General features: G+C 56.8%; 15 protein-coding genes. 13 read left to right on the top strand and 2 right to left on the bottom strand.

What is annotated here, in order from left to right; translation table 11 throughout:
- The first annotated feature begins 24 nt into the window (after positions 1 to 24).
- From msbA to ACLRGG_RS12985, 6 genes are all read left to right on the top strand, one after another.
- Entirely contained in the window at positions 25 to 1,773 is a 1,749-nt protein-coding gene (msbA, locus tag ACLRGG_RS13010; protein WP_416250166.1) for a lipid A ABC transporter ATP-binding protein/permease MsbA, read from the top strand.
- Positions 1,770 to 2,750, top strand: a complete 981-nt coding sequence (gene lpxK, locus ACLRGG_RS13005; protein WP_416250165.1) for a tetraacyldisaccharide 4'-kinase — start codon at positions 1,770 to 1,772, stop codon at positions 2,748 to 2,750. The genes msbA and lpxK overlap by 4 nt, the downstream gene beginning before the upstream one ends.
- A 175-nt stretch (positions 2,751 to 2,925) precedes the next feature.
- Positions 2,926 to 4,134, top strand: a complete 1,209-nt coding sequence (locus tag ACLRGG_RS13000; protein ID WP_416250164.1) for a winged helix-turn-helix domain-containing protein — start codon at positions 2,926 to 2,928, stop codon at positions 4,132 to 4,134.
- Between the two features lie 83 nt (positions 4,135 to 4,217).
- Positions 4,218 to 4,400 carry a Trm112 family protein gene (locus tag ACLRGG_RS12995; RefSeq protein ID WP_416250163.1) on the top strand — a complete coding sequence of 61 codons (183 nt, stop codon included), beginning with the start codon at positions 4,218 to 4,220 and terminating at the stop codon, positions 4,398 to 4,400.
- Positions 4,397 to 5,143 (top strand): 3-deoxy-manno-octulosonate cytidylyltransferase, encoded by a 747-nt coding sequence (gene kdsB / locus ACLRGG_RS12990; RefSeq protein ID WP_416250162.1) that lies wholly within the window; start codon positions 4,397 to 4,399, stop codon positions 5,141 to 5,143. The genes ACLRGG_RS12995 and kdsB overlap by 4 nt, the downstream gene beginning before the upstream one ends.
- A gap of 111 nt (positions 5,144 to 5,254) precedes the next feature.
- On the top strand, positions 5,255 to 6,145 hold the full coding sequence (locus ACLRGG_RS12985) for a YcbJ family phosphotransferase (protein ID WP_416250161.1): 891 nt from the start codon (positions 5,255 to 5,257) through the stop codon (positions 6,143 to 6,145).
- Here ACLRGG_RS12985 and elyC read toward each other — a convergent pair.
- On the bottom strand, positions 6,122 to 6,913 hold the full coding sequence (gene elyC / locus ACLRGG_RS12980; protein WP_416250160.1) for an envelope biogenesis factor ElyC: 792 nt from the start codon (positions 6,911 to 6,913) through the stop codon (positions 6,122 to 6,124). The two genes, ACLRGG_RS12985 and elyC, sit on opposite strands and share 24 nt — an antisense overlap.
- A gap of 127 nt (positions 6,914 to 7,040) precedes the next feature.
- Here elyC and cmoM point away from each other — a divergent pair, with 127 nt between their 5' ends.
- From cmoM to ACLRGG_RS12945, 7 genes are all read left to right on the top strand, one after another.
- Positions 7,041 to 7,832: a tRNA uridine 5-oxyacetic acid(34) methyltransferase CmoM gene (gene cmoM / locus ACLRGG_RS12975; RefSeq protein WP_416250159.1), complete on the top strand. Its 792-nt coding sequence runs from the start codon at positions 7,041 to 7,043 to the stop codon at positions 7,830 to 7,832.
- Positions 7,825 to 9,147: a chromosome partition protein MukF gene (mukF, locus tag ACLRGG_RS12970; RefSeq protein WP_416250158.1), complete on the top strand. Its 1,323-nt coding sequence runs from the start codon at positions 7,825 to 7,827 to the stop codon at positions 9,145 to 9,147. The genes cmoM and mukF overlap by 8 nt, the downstream gene beginning before the upstream one ends.
- Complete coding sequence (mukE, locus tag ACLRGG_RS12965) at positions 9,128 to 9,856, top strand: chromosome partition protein MukE (RefSeq protein ID WP_416250157.1); 729 nt, start codon at positions 9,128 to 9,130, stop codon at positions 9,854 to 9,856. Before mukF ends, mukE begins: the two co-directional genes overlap by 20 nt.
- Positions 9,853 to 14,316, top strand: a complete 4,464-nt coding sequence (mukB, locus tag ACLRGG_RS12960) for a chromosome partition protein MukB (RefSeq protein ID WP_416250156.1) — start codon at positions 9,853 to 9,855, stop codon at positions 14,314 to 14,316. The genes mukE and mukB overlap by 4 nt, the downstream gene beginning before the upstream one ends.
- Before the next feature lie 165 nt (positions 14,317 to 14,481).
- Complete coding sequence (gene ldtD / locus ACLRGG_RS12955) at positions 14,482 to 16,293, top strand: L,D-transpeptidase (RefSeq protein ID WP_416250155.1); 1,812 nt, start codon at positions 14,482 to 14,484, stop codon at positions 16,291 to 16,293.
- Positions 16,294 to 16,481: 188 nt separating this feature from the next.
- On the top strand, positions 16,482 to 17,033 hold the full coding sequence (gene mepK, locus ACLRGG_RS12950; protein ID WP_416250154.1) for a peptidoglycan L,D-endopeptidase MepK: 552 nt from the start codon (positions 16,482 to 16,484) through the stop codon (positions 17,031 to 17,033).
- A gap of 43 nt (positions 17,034 to 17,076) precedes the next feature.
- Positions 17,077 to 17,706, top strand: a complete 630-nt coding sequence (locus tag ACLRGG_RS12945; protein ID WP_416250153.1) for an MBL fold metallo-hydrolase — start codon at positions 17,077 to 17,079, stop codon at positions 17,704 to 17,706.
- A 44-nt stretch (positions 17,707 to 17,750) separates the two neighbouring features.
- On the opposite strand, the gene ACLRGG_RS12940 is transcribed toward ACLRGG_RS12945, so the two are convergent.
- On the bottom strand, positions 17,751 to 17,960 hold the full coding sequence (locus tag ACLRGG_RS12940; protein ID WP_416250152.1) for a hypothetical protein: 210 nt from the start codon (positions 17,958 to 17,960) through the stop codon (positions 17,751 to 17,753).
- Positions 17,961 to 18,313: the final 353 nt, after the last annotated feature.

Raw genomic sequence — 18,313 nt, 5'->3', positions numbered from 1 at the left:
ATTTCATTTAAAGCTGGTTAAATAATGCATCAGGATAAAGATCTCTCCACCTGGCAGACATTCCGTCGCCTCTGGCCGATGATCGTGCCGTACAAAACGGGTTTGATTGTGGCAGCGGTTGCGCTGGTACTCAACGCAGCGGGCGATACCTTAATGCTGTCACTGCTGAAACCGCTCCTGGATGAGGGTTTTGGCAAGGCGGACTCATCCGTACTGATTTGGATGCCGCTGGCTGTTATCGGTCTGATGCTGATCCGTGGTGTCACCAGCTACATATCCAGCTACTGTATTTCATGGGTGTCAGGTAACGTGGTAATGGGCATGCGTCGTCGGCTTTTCAGCCATATGATGGGGATGCCGGTGGCCTTTTTCGATCAGCAGTCTACCGGGACGCTGCTTTCCCGCATCACCTACGACTCCGAACAGGTGGCCTCATCCTCATCGAGCGCGCTGGTGACCGTGGTGCGTGAAGGTGCTTCGATTATTGGCCTGTTTATCATGATGTTTTACTACAGCTGGCAGCTGTCGCTGATTTTAATCGTCCTTGCGCCCATTGTCTCGTTAGCCATTCGCACCGTGTCAAAACGCTTCCGCAACATCAGCAAAAACATGCAGAACACCATGGGTCATGTGACGGCCAGCGCTGAACAGATGCTTAAGGGGCATAAAGAAGTGCTGATCTTTGGCGGTCAGGAGGTCGAAAGCGAGCGTTTTGGTCGGGTAAGTAACCGCATGCGCCAGCAGGGCATGAAGCTGGTTTCGGCTTCTTCTATTTCCGATCCAATTATTCAGCTAATTGCTTCCCTGGCGCTGGCTTTCGTGCTTTATGCCGCCAGCTTCCCAGGCGTGATGGCAACGCTGACGGCCGGTACGATCACCGTGGTATTCTCATCCATGATCGCGCTAATGCGTCCGCTTAAATCACTGACCAACGTTAACGCCCAGTTCCAGCGCGGTATGGCCGCCTGCCAGACGCTGTTCTCTATTCTGGACAGCGAACAGGAAGTGGATACCGGCACCCGTACCCTGGAGCGTGCGAAAGGCGACGTTGAGTTTCGCGACGTTACCTTTACCTATCCTGGCCGTGAAGCCCCGGCTTTACACCATATCAATCTTGCGATTCCACAGGGCAAAACGGTCGCCCTGGTGGGGCGCTCAGGATCGGGTAAGTCCACTATCGCCAGTCTGATGACGCGCTTTTACGATATTCAGCAGGGTGAGATTTTGCTGGACGGTCACGATCTGTGTGAATATACCCTCAGCTCCCTGCGCGATCAGGTGGCGCTGGTTTCGCAGAACGTGCATCTGTTCAATGATACCGTCGCCAATAACATTGCCTATGCGCGCAGCGAGAAGTACAGCCGCGCTGACATTGAGAAAGCCGCGTCGATGGCCCATGCAATGGACTTCATCAACAAAATGGATAAGGGGCTGGACACCATCATCGGCGAAAATGGCGTGCTGCTTTCCGGTGGTCAGCGTCAGCGTATTGCTATCGCCCGTGCGCTGCTGCGCGATTCGCCAATTCTGATCCTGGATGAAGCGACGTCAGCGCTGGATACGGAATCAGAACGCGCGATCCAGTCCGCGCTGGACGAACTGCAGAAAAACCGCACCTCACTGGTTATTGCTCACCGTCTTTCTACCATTGAAAAAGCGGATGAAATTGTGGTGGTGGAAGATGGTTACATCGTTGAGCGTGGCAGCCATAGCGATCTGCTGCTGCACAAGGGCGTCTATGCCCAGTTGCACAAAATGCAGTTTGGTCAATGATTGAACGTCTCTGGAGCGGCAGGTCGCCGCTTTATCTGTTGCTCCTGCCGCTGAGCCTGCTGTATGGGCTGATCGCTAATCTGATCCGCCTCAGCTACGTTTGGGGCTGGCGCCGAGCCTGGCGGGCACCGGTCCCCGTTGTGGTGGTGGGTAATCTCACCGCCGGGGGCAACGGAAAAACGCCGGTGGTTATCTGGCTGGTGGAAGCGCTGCAAAAGCGTGGCTTCCGCCCCGGCGTGGTGTCCCGCGGTTACGGCGGGCGCGCAGAGCATTACCCGCTGGTGCTTGACGCTTTCACCTCCACCCAACAGGCTGGCGATGAGCCGGTGCTGATATTTCAGCGCACCGGGGCCGCCGTGGCAGTGTCACCAAACCGGCGCGAAGCGGTACAGGCGCTGCTGGCGAGAGGGAATATTGACGTTATTATTAGCGACGACGGGCTGCAACATTATGCACTGGCCCGGGATGTCGAGGTGGTGGTGGTGGATGGGCAGCGGCGATTTGGCAACGGCTGTTGGCTGCCAGCCGGACCGATGCGCGAACGCGTTTCCCGCCTGCGTGATGTAGATGCCGTTATTACCAACGGTGGCGAGGCGCAGGCGGGTGAAATCGCGATGACGCTGCTACCCGGCCAGGCGGTGAATGTGAAAACCCATGAGGTACAGCCGCTCTCTGCGTTTAACAACGTGGTGGCCATGGCCGGAATTGGCCACCCGCCGCGCTTTTTTGCCACGCTGCGCCAGCAGGGCGTGCGCCCGGTAAGAGAAGTGCCCTTTGCCGACCATCAAAACTATAGCGCTGCGCAGTTAGCGGCGCTGACGGAGCCGGGCCAGATGCTGCTGATGACTGAAAAAGACGCAGTGAAAGCACGCGCCTTTGCCGCCGATAACTGGTGGTATCTGCCGGTGGAGGCTCATCTCCCACCATCACAGGCCGCCACGCTGCTGGAGCGCATCACCACACACCTTTCATGCTAACCACGCGCAACATCGTGCATCCTGAGTGACGGGATGCTTCTTTACCTGCTCGTATCACTCCGGCTAACCACGCAAAACGCAGTGCATCCTGAGTGACGGGATGCATCATTCACTTGCTCGTATTACTCACGCAAATTACGCTAAACTCAGTGCAACATTTGCCACGGGATGCCGTATGTCCACCCTTCATCTCTCTCTGAAACAGGCTCGCCAGCTCCATCTTGCGGCGCAGGGTTTACTGCGACCTCCGAAGCGCAAAGCGCAGTTGTGCGACCTGCTTAGCACGTTGCGTCAGATGTCTCTGTTGCAGATAGATACAATTCACGTGGTTGCCCGCAGTCCTTATCTGGTCCTGTTCAGTCGACTGGGCGACTACCCGCAGGCCTGGCTGGGTGAGGCGCTCTCCAGCGGAAAACTGTTCGAATACTGGGCGCATGAAGCCTGTTTTATTCCGGCAGAAGATTATCCGCTGCTGCGCCACCGGATGCTCAGCCCGCAGCGTCTCGGCTGGAAATACAGCAGCGAGTGGATGCAAACGTGGCAGCAGGAAATCAGCCAGCTTTTACAGCACATTGAGGAAAACGGACCGGTCAGATCGGCTGATTTCACCGCGCCCGCAGGGCAAAAACCAGGCTGGTGGTCGTGGAAGCCGCACAAAAAACACCTCGAAAATCTCTTCAGCGCAGGCGAGCTGATGGTGACAGAGCGGCGTAATTTCCAGCGGGTCTACGATCTTCGTCAGCGCGTATTGCCAGAGTGGGACGATGCGCTGCACGCACTGAGTGAGGAGGAGGCGGTAGGACAGATGTTGCGCAATACCGCCGTCAGCCTTGGCCTGTTTAAGCCCGGCTGGCTGGCGGATTATTATCGCCTCAAGCGTGCGCCGGTCAGTGAAACCCTGGCCAGCTGGCTGGAGAACGGCGAGGTAATGCCCGCAGAGGTTGAAACCCTGGGGCGCTGTTATATCCATCAGTCACTTTTTCCCCTGCTGAAAGCCATTCCACAGCCCACTCATACCGCGATTCTCTCTCCTTTTGATCCGGTCGTGTGGGATCGCAAACGGACGCGGGAGCTGTTTAATTTCGATTACCGCCTCGAGTGCTATATCCCAGCCGCAAAGCGTCAGTTCGGCTACTTTGTACTGCCGATCCTCCATCGCGGGGCGCTCAAAGCAAGAATGGATGCCAAAATGCTGCGTAAAGAGAAAATCCTGGTCGTCAGGCAGCTCTGGCTGGAGCAAGGGGTGAGTTTGGCTCAGGGAATGCTGCACGATTTGCGACAGGCCATCTCACGCTTTGCGCGCTGGCAGGGTGCAGAGTCGATATTGCTGGAAAATCTTCCTGCCGCGCTGGCCGAAGAGTGGGGCAACGGCTGGATGCTGTAAGTTTGACGTCAGGGGGTAACTGCTCTGGGCCGAGCTATGATATTCTGACTATCCTGTCCGATCGGGTCCACCAGGGAGATACCATGGATCACCGTTTACTTGAAATTGTTGCCTGTCCTGTTTGCCACGGCAAACTCTATTACAGCAAAGCTAATCAGGAACTTATCTGCAAGCCTGATGGTCTGGCTTTCCCGGTGCGCGAAGGTATTCCGGTATTACTGGAAACCGAATCACGCGCGCTGACGCTGGAAGAGATCCACCCATGAGTTTTGTGGCAATCATTCCTGCGCGCTTCGCCTCCACCCGCCTGCCGGGTAAACCGCTGGTTGATATCCACGGTAAACCGATGGTGGTTCACGTGATGGCCCGTGCGCTGGAGTCGGGTGCAGATCGGGTGATTGTGGCGACCGACAATGTAGAGGTCGCGCGCGCGGTCGAAGCCGCAGGGGGAGAGGTGTGCATGACCCGTGCCGATCATCAGTCCGGTACCGAACGTCTGGCAGAGGTGATCGAACGCTATCAGTTTGCTGACGAGACGATAATTGTCAATGTACAGGGCGATGAGCCGCTAATCCCACCGGTTATCATTCGTCAGGTGGCGGAGAATTTGGCTAACAGTGAAGCAGATATGGCTACGCTGGCGGTACCGATCGAATCCGCCGAAGAAGCGTTCAATCCCAATGCGGTGAAGGTCGTGCGTGACGCGAAAGGCTACGCGCTGTACTTCTCACGCGCGCCGATCCCGTGGGACCGTGAGCGCTTTGCCGCGTCACGTGACACCATCGGCGATGGGTTCCTTCGTCATATTGGAATTTACGGCTACCGTGCAGGGTTTATCCGTCGCTACGTGAGCTGGGAGCCCAGCCCGCTGGAGCAGATTGAGCTGCTGGAACAGCTGAGAGTGCTGTGGTACGGTGAAAAGATCCACGTTGACGTTGCCAGAGCTATTCCCAGCGTGGGAGTGGATACACCAGAAGATTTGGCGCGCGTTCGGGCAGCCATGCAGTAACTTTTCGGGGCCAGCCCAGGCCCCGCTGATTTTTTTCCGCTCATCACTCTGCCTCACCGCCGCCACGATCTGTAAACCCAATAGCCTCGTTTACACCGCTGAGGAGAAGTAATGGAACAGCTTCTTTCCGAACTGTCGCTGGTACTGGGCGAGCATCTCAGTCGCCTGGAGCGCATCAGCAAACAGCCTTACGCCAGCCTTTACTTCCTGTACGACCGGGAGGGCCACTCCATGCCGCTGGTGGCGAAATATTTCACCGTCAAAGGGATGGCCGCGCAGGAAGCCGGTAAACTCTCAATACTGGCGCGGGAGGGTACCGTGCATATGCCGCGGGTCTGGGGACTGGTGACCAGTCAGCGGCCGCCGCAGCATGAGGTCCTGCTTATCGAAAGGATGGAGGGCGTATCGGTGGAGGCCCCTGCGCGTTCTCCGGCCCGCTGGCATCAGCTCCGGGATCAGATCGTCGATGCCCTCCTGACCTGGCATCGGGTGGAGAGCCACGGGCTGGTGGGCAGCGTCGACAGCACGCAGGAGAACACCTGGCCCACGTGGTATGCGCAGCGCGTCTCGGTACTGTGGTCCACGCTGGGATTTATGCAGCCGAAGGCACTGTCGCAGCAGGACTACGCCGTGCTGAAGCGCAGTCGTAAAGCTCTTGCCGGCCTGATGGCCGCCTTTAAGGATCCCTGCGTGCTGGTGCATGGCGATCTCAGGCTGCGCAGCCTGATTAAGAGCCGGGACGATCGACTGCTGTCGATCTGCGATCCCGGTCGGATGCTCTGGGCACCGCGTGAGTATGACCTTTTTCGCCTGTGTGAGGAGGGGCCGGCAGAATCACTGTTATATCGCTATCTTCAGCGGGCGCCCGTAGACGAAGGCTTTATCGCCCGGCGCTGGCTCTACCTGATGTGGGATCAGATTGACAGCCTGATACATTTCGGTCAGTTCGATCGGGCGACATTCGACCGCGCCGCACGTTCACTGCTCCCCTGGCTTAGCTAAATCCGGGTCACTGCCCGCCGTCATCCGCTGCCAGAGTCGGCCCATTGTTTCGTACAGGGCCCGATCGCTGTGCCCCAGCCACTGCGGAGAGGGCAGTACTTTCTCCCAGATATTCAGCGGGGAGTCGATAGCCAGCTGGTTTGCTGGCGCAGGCAGAGGATGCAGTCCCTGCTGATGAAAGAAAATCATTGCCCTCGGCAGGTGTGACGCTGAGGTCACCAGCAGGAAAGGGCGGTCGCCGACCACTTTTGCCACTTCACGGGCTTCCTGCCCGGTATCTCGCGGTTTATCCAGGCGAATAATATCCGCCTCCGGCACACCCAGCGACTGTGCAACGCGGGCAGTAACCTCTGCGGAGCTAACCGGATTGGTCTGTGCAGCGGCACCGGTAAAGATCATTTTAGATCCCGGATTCTCACGCCACAGTCGGATCCCCTCTGCCAGACGGGGCAGGCTGTTATTCAGCATATTGGCGCTGGGCGCCCACGCGGCATTCCAGGTATAGCCGCCGCCCAGGACCACAACGTAGTCGACCTTCTGCTGGTCTCTCCAGGCGGGATACTGGTTTTCAATCGGTGCCAGCAGTAAATCCGCCACCGGCTGCAGGCTCAGCGCCAGCAGCAGCAGCCAGGCAACGGAGAGGGTAATTTTGCCCGTTTTCTGCCAGCGGCTGAACCAGAGTAATAAAATCCCTCCTGCCATGAGAATCAGCAGCGCGGGCAGGGGCAGCAACAGCCCGCCAATCGCTTTTTTTAACGCAAAAAGCATGGAAAAAAGCTCCATTTGTCCGAAAAAACGCCACCCAAAAGCGAAGCGGCGACTGAAAGGTTCATTCTCCGCCAGTGTATGTCAAAATAGCGCCCTGAATCACCTACCGAACCGCCGGAGCCAGAACATGCAGCAGGATCGCAACTTTGATGATATCGCTGAAAAATTTTCTAAGAATATTTACGGTACCACCAAAGGCCGCATCCGGCAGGCCATCGTCTGGCAGGAGCTTGAGGATATTCTGGCAACGCTGCCATCGGGCGCGCTGCAGGTTCTCGATGCGGGCGGCGGCGAAGGGCAAACCGCCTGTGGCCTGGCTGCCAGGGGCCATAACGTGCTGCTCTGCGATCTCTCCGGCGAGATGTTAACGCGCGCGCGTGGTCATGCCGAAGAAAAAGGTGTGAGCGACAACATGCAATTTAAACAAATTAGCGCACAACAGGTTGCACAACATTTGGATAAACCTGCCGATCTGGTATTGTTTCACGCGGTGCTGGAATGGGTGGCAGATCCCGAGGCCGTTCTTGCGGCACTCTATGACGCGCTGGCTCCAGGCGGCGTACTGTCGCTGATGTTTTACAATCTCAACGGCCTGATGATGCAAACTCTGGTGCTGGGGAATTTTGGTTATATGCAGGCGGATTTGCGCAAACGTAAGCGAAAAACACTCTCTCCCGATTTCCCCCGTGACCCACAGCAGGTCTATCGCTGGCTGGAGGAGGCCGGGTTCAGCATAGAAAATAAAGCCGGCGTTCGCGTATTTCACGACTACCTGCGCGATAAAAACAAGCAGACTGAGCGATTTGACGAGATTCTGGCGCTGGAGAAACGTTTTTGTCGTCAGGAACCCTTTTTAAGTTTGGGCCGTTACATCCACGTTACCGCGCGGAAACCCACAAACAGGACGAACCATGAGTGAACTTTCCCAGACCGTACCGGAGCTGGTCGCCTGGGCGCGAAAAAATGACTTTTCCGTCTCACTGCCTACCGAAAGGCTGGCGTTTTTGCTGGCCATAGCCACCCTTAACGGGGAGCGTATGGACGGTGAAATGAGCGAAGGTGAACTGATTGATGCCTTCCGTCACGTCAGTGAAGGATTTGAACAAACCAGCGAAACGCTGACCAGTCGTGCCAATAATGCTATCAACGACATGGTGCGGCAGCGCCTGCTTAACCGCTTTACCAGTGAATTTTCCGAAGGCAACGCCATTTACCGGCTGACCCCGCTGGCGATCGGTATTACGGACTACTACATTCGCCAGCGCGAATTTTCCACGCTCAGACTCTCAATGCAGCTCTCTATCGTTGCGGGCGAACTCAAGCGCGCGGCGGACGCAGCGGCGGAAGATGGCGATGAGTTTCACTGGCACCGTAATGTCTTTGCTCCGTTGAAATACTCCGTGGCGGAAATTTTTGACAGTATCGACATTACCCAGCGCATCATGGATGAGCAGCAGCAGGCGGTGAAAGACGATATCGCGCAGCTGCTGAATAAGGACTGGCGCGCGGCCATCTCCAGCTGCGAACTGTTGCTTAATGAAACCTCGGGTACGCTGCGCGAGCTACAGGACACGCTGGAAGCCGCGGGCGACAAACTACAGGCTAATCTGCTACGCATTCAGGATGCGACCATGAACAGCCCCGATCTGGGCTTCATTGACAAGCTGGTGTTCGATCTGCAAAACAAGCTTGACCGAATTATCAGCTGGGGCCAGCAGGCCATTGACCTGTGGATCGGTTACGATCGCCACGTCCATAAATTTATCCGTACCGCCATTGATATGGATAAAAACCGCGTATTTGCGCAACGACTTCGCCAGTCGGTACAAAACTATTTCGATCAGCCTTGGGCGTTAACCTACGCCAATGCCGATCGCCTGTATGACGTGCGTGATGAAGAGCTGACGCTGCGCAACGAAGAGGTGACCGGCGAGCTGCCTTCCGAGCTGGAATACGAAGAGTTCAGCGAGATCCGCGAGCAGCTGGCCGCCATGATTGCCGAGGCGCTGGCCATCTATAAGGCGCAGCAAAAACCGCTCAATCTCGGTGCGGTAATGCGTGATTATCTGGAGCAGTATCCGCGCGCGCGCCATTTTGACGTGGCGCGAATCGTTGTCGATCAGGCCGTTCGCTTAGGCGTGGCTGAAGCAGATTTCTCCGGCCTGCCCGCTGAGTGGCAGGTCATTAATGATTACGGAGCCAGGGTGCAGGCGCATGTCATCGATAAATATTGAACAAGTAATGCCGGTTAAGCTGGCGCAGGCGCTGGCTAACCCACTTTTCCCGGCGCTGGACAGCCAGCTAAGAGCGGGCCGACACGTCGGGATTGAAGAGCTGGACAACCACGCTTTTCTGATGGATTACCAGGAGTATCTGGAAGAGTTCTACGCGCGCTATCACGTTGAGCTTATCCGCGCACCCGAAGGTTTTTTCTATCTGCGACCGCGTTCAACTACGCTGATCCCGCGCTCGGTGCTCTCAGAGCTGGATATGATGGTAGGCAAGATCCTCTGCTACCTCTATCTCAGTCCGGAGCGGCTGGCAAATGAGGGAATCTTCACCCAGCAGGAGCTGTATGACGAACTGGTGACGCTGGCAGATGAAAGCAAGCTGCTGAAGCTGGTTAACCAGCGCTCAACCGGTTCCGATCTGGACCGCCAGAAGCTGCAGGAAAAAATGCGCGCGTCGCTCAATCGCCTGCGACGCCTGGGCATGGTGTGGTTTATGGCCAATGACAGCAGCAAGTTTCGCATTATTGAATCGGTGTTTCGCTTTGGAGCCGACGTACGCAGCGGAGACGACGCGCGTGCAGCCCAGCTGAGAATGATCAGGGACGGTGAGGCGATGGCGATTGATGGCGGCCTGATGCTGAATGATGAAAGCGATGGGGAAGGAGAGGCGCAGAATCACCCCTCCGACAACGCAGAGGATGAACAGGAATGATTGAACGCGGAAAATTTCGCTCGCTGACGCTGGTCAACTGGAACGGTTTTTTTGCCCGAACCTTCGATCTCGATGAGCTGGTCACCACGCTTTCCGGCGGTAACGGTGCCGGTAAGTCCACCACCATGGCTGCATTTATCACCGCGCTGATCCCCGATCTGACGCTGCTTCACTTCCGTAATACTACCGAGGCGGGCGCCACTTCCGGCTCCCGCGACAAGGGGCTGCACGGTAAGCTGCGCCCAGGCGTCTGCTATGCGGCACTGGACGTGGTCAACTCGGTGCACCAGCGGGTGATCGTTGGCGTACGTCTGCAACAGGTTGCCGGGCGCGATCGCAAGGTCGATATCAAGCCTTTCAGCATTCACGGACTGCCGACCTCAATCAACCCGACGGAAATTCTTACCGAAACCGTCAACGCGCGTCAGGCGCGGGTCCTGCCGCTCAGCGAGCTGAAAGAGAAGTTCGAAGCGATGGAGAGCGTACAGTTTAAGCAGTACAACTCCATTACCGACTACCACTCCATGATGTTTGATATGGGCATCGTGGCCCGACGCCTGCGCTCAGCGGCAGATCGTAGCAAATACTACCGCCTGATTGAAGCCTCGCTTTACGGCGGTATATCCAGCGCGATTACCCGCTCGCTGCGCGATTACCTGCTGCCGGAAAACAGCGGCGTGCGCAAGGCGTTTCAGGATATGGAAGCCGCCCTGCGCGAAAACCGCATGACCCTTGAGGCTATCCGCGTCACGCAGTCCGATCGCGATCTGTTCAAGCACCTGATTTCAGAAGCGACCAGCTACGTTGCTGCGGACTATATGCGTCACGCCAACGAGCGTCGTATTCATCTTGATGGCGCGCTGCTACAGCGCAGTGAACTGCTAAGCAGCCGCAAACAGCTTGCCGCCGAGCAGTATCGGCACGTTGATATGTCGCGCGAACTGGCTGAGCACAGCGCAGCGGAAAGCGACCTTGAAACTGACTACCAGAGTGCCAGCGATCATCTCAGTCTGGTACAGACCGCCATGCGTCAGCAGGAAAAAATCGAACGCTATGAAGGTGATATCGACGAACTGACCTTCCGGCTGGAGGAGCAGAGCGAGGTCGTGGCCGAAGCGCGCGAGGTGCATGAGGACAACGAGGCGCGCGCTGAGGCGGCGGAGCTGGAGGTTGATGAACTGAAAAGCCAGCTTGCTGACTATCAGCAGGCGCTGGATGTGCAGCAAACCCGCGCGATTCAGTATCAGCAGGCGCTGCAGGCGCTGCAACGCGCGCAGCAGCTCTGCCAGATCCCCGCTCTGAGCGTGGAAAATGCGGAAGAGTGGCAGGAAACGTTCCAGGCAAAAGAGCAGGAGGCGACAGAACGCCTGCTGATGCTGGAACAGAAAATGAGCGTGGCCGGGGCGGCGCACAGCCAGTTTGAACAGGCGTTTGAACTGGTGACCCGCATTGCCGGACCCGTCAGCCGCAGCGAAGCGTATCAGACCGGGCGCGAGCTGCTGCGCGACGCCAGTAATCAGCGCTACCACGCCGACCAGCTTCAGTCCCTGCGTGGGCGCCTGACCGAAATGGAGCAGCGGCTGCGCGAGCAGCAGGATGCGGAGCGGCTGCTGAATGATTTCTGCAAGCGCCAGGGTCAGCAGGTCGATCCGCAGGAGCTTGAAGGATTGCAGCACGGCCTGGAGGCTCAAATCGAGGCGCTGGGCGAAAGCGTTGCGGATGCCGGTGAACGCCGCATGGAGATGCGTCAGGAGCTGGAACAGGTGCGTGAACGCATCGCCCGCCTGACGCGGCAGGCACCGCAGTGGCTGGCCGCGCAGGATATTCTCAGCCAGCTGAGTGAACAGTCGGGGCAGGCGCTGGAAAACAGCCAGCAGGTGACTGAGTTTATGCAGATGCTGCTGGAGCGCGAGCGTGAACTGACCGTTGAGCGTGACGAGGTTTCCAGCCGCAAACGCAGGGTTGAGAACAAAATCGAACGTCTCAGCCAGCCGGGAGGGGCCGAAGACGCTCGCCTGAATACGCTGGCCGAGCGCTTTGGCGGCGTGCTGCTGTCAGAAATTTATGACGATGTGACGATCGACGATGCCCCGTACTTCTCGGCGCTTTACGGTCCTGCCCGCCACGCGATTGTCGTTCCCGATCTGTCGCGGATCCGTGAGCAGCTGGATGGGCTGGAGGAGTGTCCCGAGGATCTCTATCTCATCGAAGGGGATCCGCAGTCGTTTGACGACAGCGTATTTAACGTCGAGGAGCTGAATAAAGCGGTGGTGGTGAAGTCGGGTGAGCGCCAGTGGCGCTACTCCCGCTTTCCAAAAGTGCCGCTGTTTGGCCGCGCAGCCCGTGAAAATCAGCTTGAACTCCTGCATGCGGAGCGTGAGACGCTGGCCGAACGCTATGCCACGCTCTCCTTTGACGTGCAGAAAACGCAGCGACTGCATCAGTCGTTCAGCCGCTTTATCGGCACCCATCTCGGTGTGGCCTTTGACCCGGATCCGGAAGCCGCTCTGCGCCAGCACAATGCGCGTCGCGCGGAGCTGGAGCGCGCAATAAGTGCGCATGAAGAGGAAAATCAGCAGCAGCGTCAGCAGTTTGAACAGGCGAAGGAGGGCATTTCTCAGCTGAACCGTCTGATGCCTCGCGTCAGCCTGCTGATGGATGAAACGCTCCAGGATCGTTACGACGAGCTGCTGGAGCGGCTGGACGAAGCGCAGGAAGCGGCCCGTTTCCTGCAACAGCAGGGAAGCGCCCTGGCGAAGCTTGAGCCGCTGCTTTCGGTGCTGCAAAGCGATCCCGGGCAGCACGAGCAGCTCAAGCTTGACTATGCCCAGGCCAGTCAGGTGCAGCGCGATGCACGTCAGCAGGCGTTTGCCCTGACCGAAGTCGTCCAGCGTCGGGCGCATTTTGGCTATGTGGATTCGGCGGGTATGCTGGATGGCAATAGCGATCTGAATGAGAAGCTGCGTCAGCGTCTTGAACACGCCGAGGCTGAGCGGGCGCGGGCGCGTGAAAAGCTGCGTGGTCATCAGGCGCAGTTTACCCAGTATTCTCAGGTGCTGGCGTCGCTGAAAAGTTCTTACGACGCCAAGCGCGATATGTTGAAAGAGCTTCAGCAGGAGATGCAGGATATCGGCGTTCAGGCCGATGCCAGCGCCGAAGAGCGCGCGCGCCTGCGCCGCGATGAACTCTATACCGCCCTGAGCAACAACCGCGCACGGCGCAATCAGCTGGAAAAACAGCTCACCTTCTGTGAAGCAGAAATGGATGCGCTTCAGAAAAAACTGCGTCGCGTAGAACGTGACTACCACCAGAGCCGTGAGCAGGTGGTGAGCGCCAAGTCTGGCTGGGTGGCAGTATTGCGCCTGGTGAAAGATAACGGCGTTGAGCGCAGGCTGCATCGCCGCGAGCTGGCCTATCTGGGCGGAGATGAGTTGCGATCCATGTCGGATAAGGCGCTGGGTGCGCTGCGTCTGGCGGTGGCAGACAATGAGCACCTGCGCGACATCCTGCGCCTGTCGGAGGATCCTAAACGTCCTGAGCGCAAAATTCAGTTCTTTATCGCCGTTTATCAGCACCTGCGTGAGCGTATCCGGCAGGATATTATCCGCACCGACGATCCGGTCGAAGCGATTGAGCAGATGGAAATTGAGCTGGGCCGTCTGACCGAAGAGCTGACGGCGCGCGAGAAGATGCTGGCAATCAGCTCGCGCAGCGCGGCGAACATTATCCGCAAAACCATTCAGCGCGAGCAGAACCGTATTCGCCAGCTCAACCAGGGGCTGCAAAGCGTCAGCTTTGGCCAGGTGAAAAGCGTCCGGCTCAACGTTAACGTGCGGGAAACTCATGCGACGCTGCTGGACGTGCTGTCGGAAGAGCATGAGCAGCATCAGGATCTGTTTAACAGCAATCGCCTGACCTTCTCAGAGGCGCTGGCTAAACTCTATCAGCGCCTGAACCCGCAGATTGATATGGGACAGCGTACGCCGCAAACCATCGGTGAAGAGCTGCTGGATTACCGTAACTACCTTGAAATGGAAGTTGAGGTAAATCGCGGTTCTGATGGCTGGCTACGAGCAGAGAGTGGGGCGCTCTCAACCGGCGAAGCGATCGGTACCGGGATGTCTATTCTGGTCATGGTGGTGCAGAGCTGGGAAGAGGAGTCACGACGCCTGCGCGGCAAGGATATTTCTCCTTGTCGACTGCTGTTCCTTGATGAAGCCGCGCGCCTTGATGCGAAATCCATCGCCACGCTGTTTGAACTGTGCGACCGCCTGGGAATGCAGCTGATCATCGCTGCGCCGGAAAACATCAGTCCGGAGAAGGGAACTACCTATAAACTGGTGCGTAAAGTGGTTAATAATGTCGAACACGTTCACGTAGTGGGGCTGCGCGGTTTTGCTGCGGAACCGACTGCCGCGAATATGACAGACGAGGCGCCCGAGCACCTGGCTTCGTCCTGAGCGCGGGTGAAATTTTCCGCGGTCAGATATAGATAAAAAGCTGGCGGCAGATTACTCTACCTACGGCATTAGCGGTTCACGCTGATGCCGTTTTCTTTTCTACACTTATAATAATCACCACGAAGTGAAGGCCCGTTCGTTCAGACATTGCTCAGGAGGCAAGGGATGTTGCTGGCAAAATCGTTTACTGCAAGGTTATCCCTGTTGGGTTGTTGTCTGGCGCTCTCCCTGGGGGGGAGTCACCCCGCCGTGGCAGGTATTCCCCCTGTCTCCGCGCCGGTTAACGTATCAGTAACCCACTCTCAGGCTCAGTCACAGCTATTGGCAAACCTGCCAGCCGGTTATCGCCCTTTCTATCTCAGCCAGCTGGCGTCGATCTATGCCAGTCATGGTATGCGCCCGATGTGGCAGGATCGTCAGGCCGTCCGGCAGTTTCAACAGCAGCTGGCCGAAGTCGCCATATCGGGCGTTCAGCCACAGTTTACGCAATGGATAAAACTGCTGACCGACCCGGCCGTTACCGGGCAGGCGCGGGATACAGTTCTGTCGGATGCCATGCTGGGCTATCTGCAATTCGTCTCGAATGTACCGCTTAAAGGAGAGACCTGGCTCTATAGCAATGTGCCTTACAAGATTGAGGCGCCTGGACAGTCGGTGATTAATCAGTGGCAGAGAGCCGTAGCGGCAGGACGCGATGAAGCCTTTATCACTTCGCTGGCCCCACAGCACCCCCAGTACCCACGTATGCACCAGGCGCTTAAAACGCTGCTGGCAGATACCCATCCCTGGCCTCAATTGTCGGGGCGGGAGACTCTGCGGCCGGGCCAGATGAGTGACAGCGTCCCTGCGCTGCGTGAAATTTTGCAGCGTACCGGTATGCTCTCAGCCGATGCACAGGTACCCAGGCCGGATGAGGATGCTGTACCAACCTCGACCGTGCCGGTCAGCGTCAGCGATGTCAACGTGGCGGTGAGCCCGTCAGCATCGCCGCAGTCTGGGGGTGTGAAAGCCGATACGCCCAATGCGGCCGGCGATCTTCAGGGCGCTGCGCCTCCCGCGAACCCGACCCTGGTCTATTCCGAAGATTTGGTTGCCGCCGTGAAGCGCTTCCAGCGCTGGCAGGGGCTGGAAGCCGACGGTGCTATCGGCCTGCGTACCCGTGAGTGGCTTAACGTTTCGCCGCAGCGGCGGGCGGCGCTTCTGGCGCTGAATATTCAGCGGCTGCGGTTGCTGCCTGATGACATGCACAACGGCATTATGGTCAATATTCCCAACTATTCGCTGATCTACTATCTCAATGGCAATCAGATTTTGGCATCGAGGGTGATAGTTGGACGTCCGGATCGTAAAACGCCGCTAATGCGCAGCGCCCTGAATAACGTGGTGCTGAATCCACCGTGGAATGTGCCGACCACTCTGGTGCGCAAGGATATTGTGCCTAAAGTGAAGCTTGATCCCTCCTATCTTTATAAGCACAACTACCAGCTGCTTTCGGGATGGGACAGCGAGGCGCAGGTTATCGATCCCACAACCATTGACTGGAATATAATTTCCGCAGCCTCTTTCCCTTATCGCATCCGCCAGGCGCCGGGCGCAACAAACTCGCTTGGCCGCTACAAATTTAATATGCCCAGCTCGGATGCTATCTATCTGCACGATACGCCGAACCATAATCTTTTCCAGAAAGACATCCGCGCGCTCAGCTCAGGCTGCGTCAGGGTGAACAAAGCTTCCGATCTTGCTAATTTGCTGCTGCAGGATGCTGGCTGGAATAATGTGCGCATTTCCAGCACCCTGAAAGAGGGCGATACCCGCTATGTCCCTATCAGGCATCGTATTCCGGTCAATCTCTATTATCTGACAGCGTGGATAGCCGACGACGGTGAGCCGCAGTATCGTACAGATATTTACAATTATGATAACACCGCACGTTCCGGGGCGCAGGCACTGGCAGCTGCTGGTCAGTTATTGCTCTAATAACTGATTAAACAGGAGTTAACGTTTTTTGTCGTCAAACGATAAGCTCAACTGCGCAGCAGGAGTTTCAGACTCTTGCTGCGTTGCTCACTTTCCACGGGTTGACTCACCAGATGGTCGCGGTTATGGTTGCGAACGTTAACTATTTCGCACTCTATCTGACCATTTATGCTGGGTAATACTGACTGATGGATAAATTCGACTCTCAACGCCGCAGATGGCTGACGCTGGGCGGCGCGGCTCTCGGTTGCGCACTGCTCCCCGGACAGGCTTTCGCCTCGCTTTCCACCTCCCGCCCCCGTATTTTAACGCTCAATAATCTCAATACCGGTGAAACGCTTAAGACCGAGTTTTTTAACGGTAAAAGTTACGATAAAGATGAGCTTACGCGGCTAAACCATTTTTTCCGCGACTACCGGGCTAATCAGATCAAGAGCATCGATCCCCGCCTCTTCGACCATCTTTACCGCCTCCAGGCGATGCTTGATACCCGTAAACCGGTACAACTCATTTCAGGTTATCGTTCTCTGGCGACCAATAATGCCCTGCGCACTCACAGCAAAGGCGTGGCGAAGCACAGCTTTCATACGCTCGGACAGGCAATGGATTTCCACATTGAAGGCGTTTCATTAAGCAATGTTCGCAAGGCCGCGCTTTCCATGCGGGCGGGTGGTGTAGGATACTATCCAAGAAGTAACTTTGTGCATATTGATACCGGCCCGGTACGGAGCTGGTCGTAATGAGATCCCGGTAAGTCCTCCGATGAGCCGGTAATGGAGCGTTATGAATTATCAAACTATTCCGGTGACGTCGTTTGAGCAGAACTGTTCGCTAATCTGGTGCCCCGAGACGAACACGGCAGCGATTGTCGATCCTGGTGGCGACGCCGGGAAAATACAGGCGCAGGTTACAGAGCAGGGTGTTACCGTCAGCCAGATCCTGCTGACGCACGGTCATCTTGATCATGTGGGTGCCGCCGCAGAGCTGGCTAAGTTTTACGGCGTCCCGGTCGTTGGTCCGCACAAGGCGGATACGTTCTGGCTTGAGGGGCTGCCCACACAGTCTCAGATGTTTGGTTTTCCCAACTGCGCTCCGCTGACGCCCGATCGCTGGCTGGAAGAGGGTGAGACCGTGCAGGTAGGTAATTTGCTGCTCGAGATCCTGCTTTGTCCTGGCCATACCCCCGGCCATATTGTCTTTTATAATCGCGCCTCACGCCTGTTGATTTCAGGCGACGTCATTTTCAACGGCGGCGTTGGACGTACCGATTTTCCGCAGGGCAGTCACAGCGATTTAATCAAAGCCATTAAAACTAAGCTTTTGCCGTTAGGTGATGACGTAACCTTTCTGCCCGGGCACGGACCTGAGTCCACTCTGGGACGCGAGCGTATTTCAAACCCTTTCCTGCAGTAGTATTTCCGGCGAGTGGTCAATTCCAGCGGTTGTCGTCCAGATGTTCAGGCGGTGATATTTGCTGTTCCGGTGGATAATTCCATGGTTTGTGGGTTAGTTTTGCAGGCGGTGATATCTGCTGTTCCGGTGGATAATCCCAGCGGGTGACGGGCGTCCTCACGCCACGCGTTGCGTGGTGCCTTTGGCTCCGACGCCAGGCCGGACGGCCCGGTCGCGAGCGGGCATCCCTGCCCGCCGTTCCCTGAGTGCAGCATCCCTGCTGCCCTCGCCTGGCCTTATGTCTGCGCCGCAGCGCTGCGGATTGCCCGTCACCCGCAGGGATTATCCACCTCTCAGGCTTCTGAGCCGCTTTGTTTGAAACCGTATGACTTTCCGCAGTCTTCTGAATCGCTTTAAGTAAAGCCGTATGACTTAGCACAGGCTTCTGAATTGCTTTCAGCAAAATCGTTTGTCTGTCTGCTGTTTCAATAGATCTTTTGGTCTGTCCGCAAGTGTGGGAACCACTTCCAGGTAAGCCCGGTCAACGCGAATGTTTCTGAGCTGTTTCAAATAACATTGGTTGTCTTAGTCGTTTGTCTCTGTTCGCTTCCAAATCTAATGAAGAGTT

Origin of the sequence: Erwinia sp. PPS120 (assembly GCF_047918655.1) — a bacterium.
GTDB lineage: Bacteria > Pseudomonadota > Gammaproteobacteria > Enterobacterales > Enterobacteriaceae > Erwinia > Erwinia tasmaniensis_A.
Note: the sequence above shows the minus strand (reverse complement) of the source record. Positions and strands in the feature narration are given on the sequence as shown.

What these genes read in the sequence shown, in the direction of transcription:
- msbA (WP_416250166.1), top strand. Translation starts at nt 25, where the DNA reads ATGCATCAGGATAAAGATCTCTCCACCTGGCAGACATTCCGTCGCCTC.
- lpxK (WP_416250165.1), top strand. Translation starts at nt 1,770, where the DNA reads ATGATTGAACGTCTCTGGAGCGGCAGGTCGCCGCTTTATCTGTTGCTC.
- ACLRGG_RS13000 (WP_416250164.1), top strand. Translation starts at nt 2,926, where the DNA reads ATGTCCACCCTTCATCTCTCTCTGAAACAGGCTCGCCAGCTCCATCTT.
- ACLRGG_RS12995 (WP_416250163.1), top strand. Translation starts at nt 4,218, where the DNA reads ATGGATCACCGTTTACTTGAAATTGTTGCCTGTCCTGTTTGCCACGGC.
- kdsB (WP_416250162.1), top strand. Translation starts at nt 4,397, where the DNA reads ATGAGTTTTGTGGCAATCATTCCTGCGCGCTTCGCCTCCACCCGCCTG.
- ACLRGG_RS12985 (WP_416250161.1), top strand. Translation starts at nt 5,255, where the DNA reads ATGGAACAGCTTCTTTCCGAACTGTCGCTGGTACTGGGCGAGCATCTC.
- elyC (WP_416250160.1), bottom strand. Translation starts at nt 6,913, where the DNA reads ATGCTTTTTGCGTTAAAAAAAGCGATTGGCGGGCTGTTGCTGCCCCTG.
- cmoM (WP_416250159.1), top strand. Translation starts at nt 7,041, where the DNA reads ATGCAGCAGGATCGCAACTTTGATGATATCGCTGAAAAATTTTCTAAG.
- mukF (WP_416250158.1), top strand. Translation starts at nt 7,825, where the DNA reads ATGAGTGAACTTTCCCAGACCGTACCGGAGCTGGTCGCCTGGGCGCGA.
- mukE (WP_416250157.1), top strand. Translation starts at nt 9,128, where the DNA reads ATGTCATCGATAAATATTGAACAAGTAATGCCGGTTAAGCTGGCGCAG.
- mukB (WP_416250156.1), top strand. Translation starts at nt 9,853, where the DNA reads ATGATTGAACGCGGAAAATTTCGCTCGCTGACGCTGGTCAACTGGAAC.
- ldtD (WP_416250155.1), top strand. Translation starts at nt 14,482, where the DNA reads ATGTTGCTGGCAAAATCGTTTACTGCAAGGTTATCCCTGTTGGGTTGT.
- mepK (WP_416250154.1), top strand. Translation starts at nt 16,482, where the DNA reads ATGGATAAATTCGACTCTCAACGCCGCAGATGGCTGACGCTGGGCGGC.
- ACLRGG_RS12945 (WP_416250153.1), top strand. Translation starts at nt 17,077, where the DNA reads ATGAATTATCAAACTATTCCGGTGACGTCGTTTGAGCAGAACTGTTCG.
- ACLRGG_RS12940 (WP_416250152.1), bottom strand. Translation starts at nt 17,960, where the DNA reads ATGCTGCACTCAGGGAACGGCGGGCAGGGATGCCCGCTCGCGACCGGG.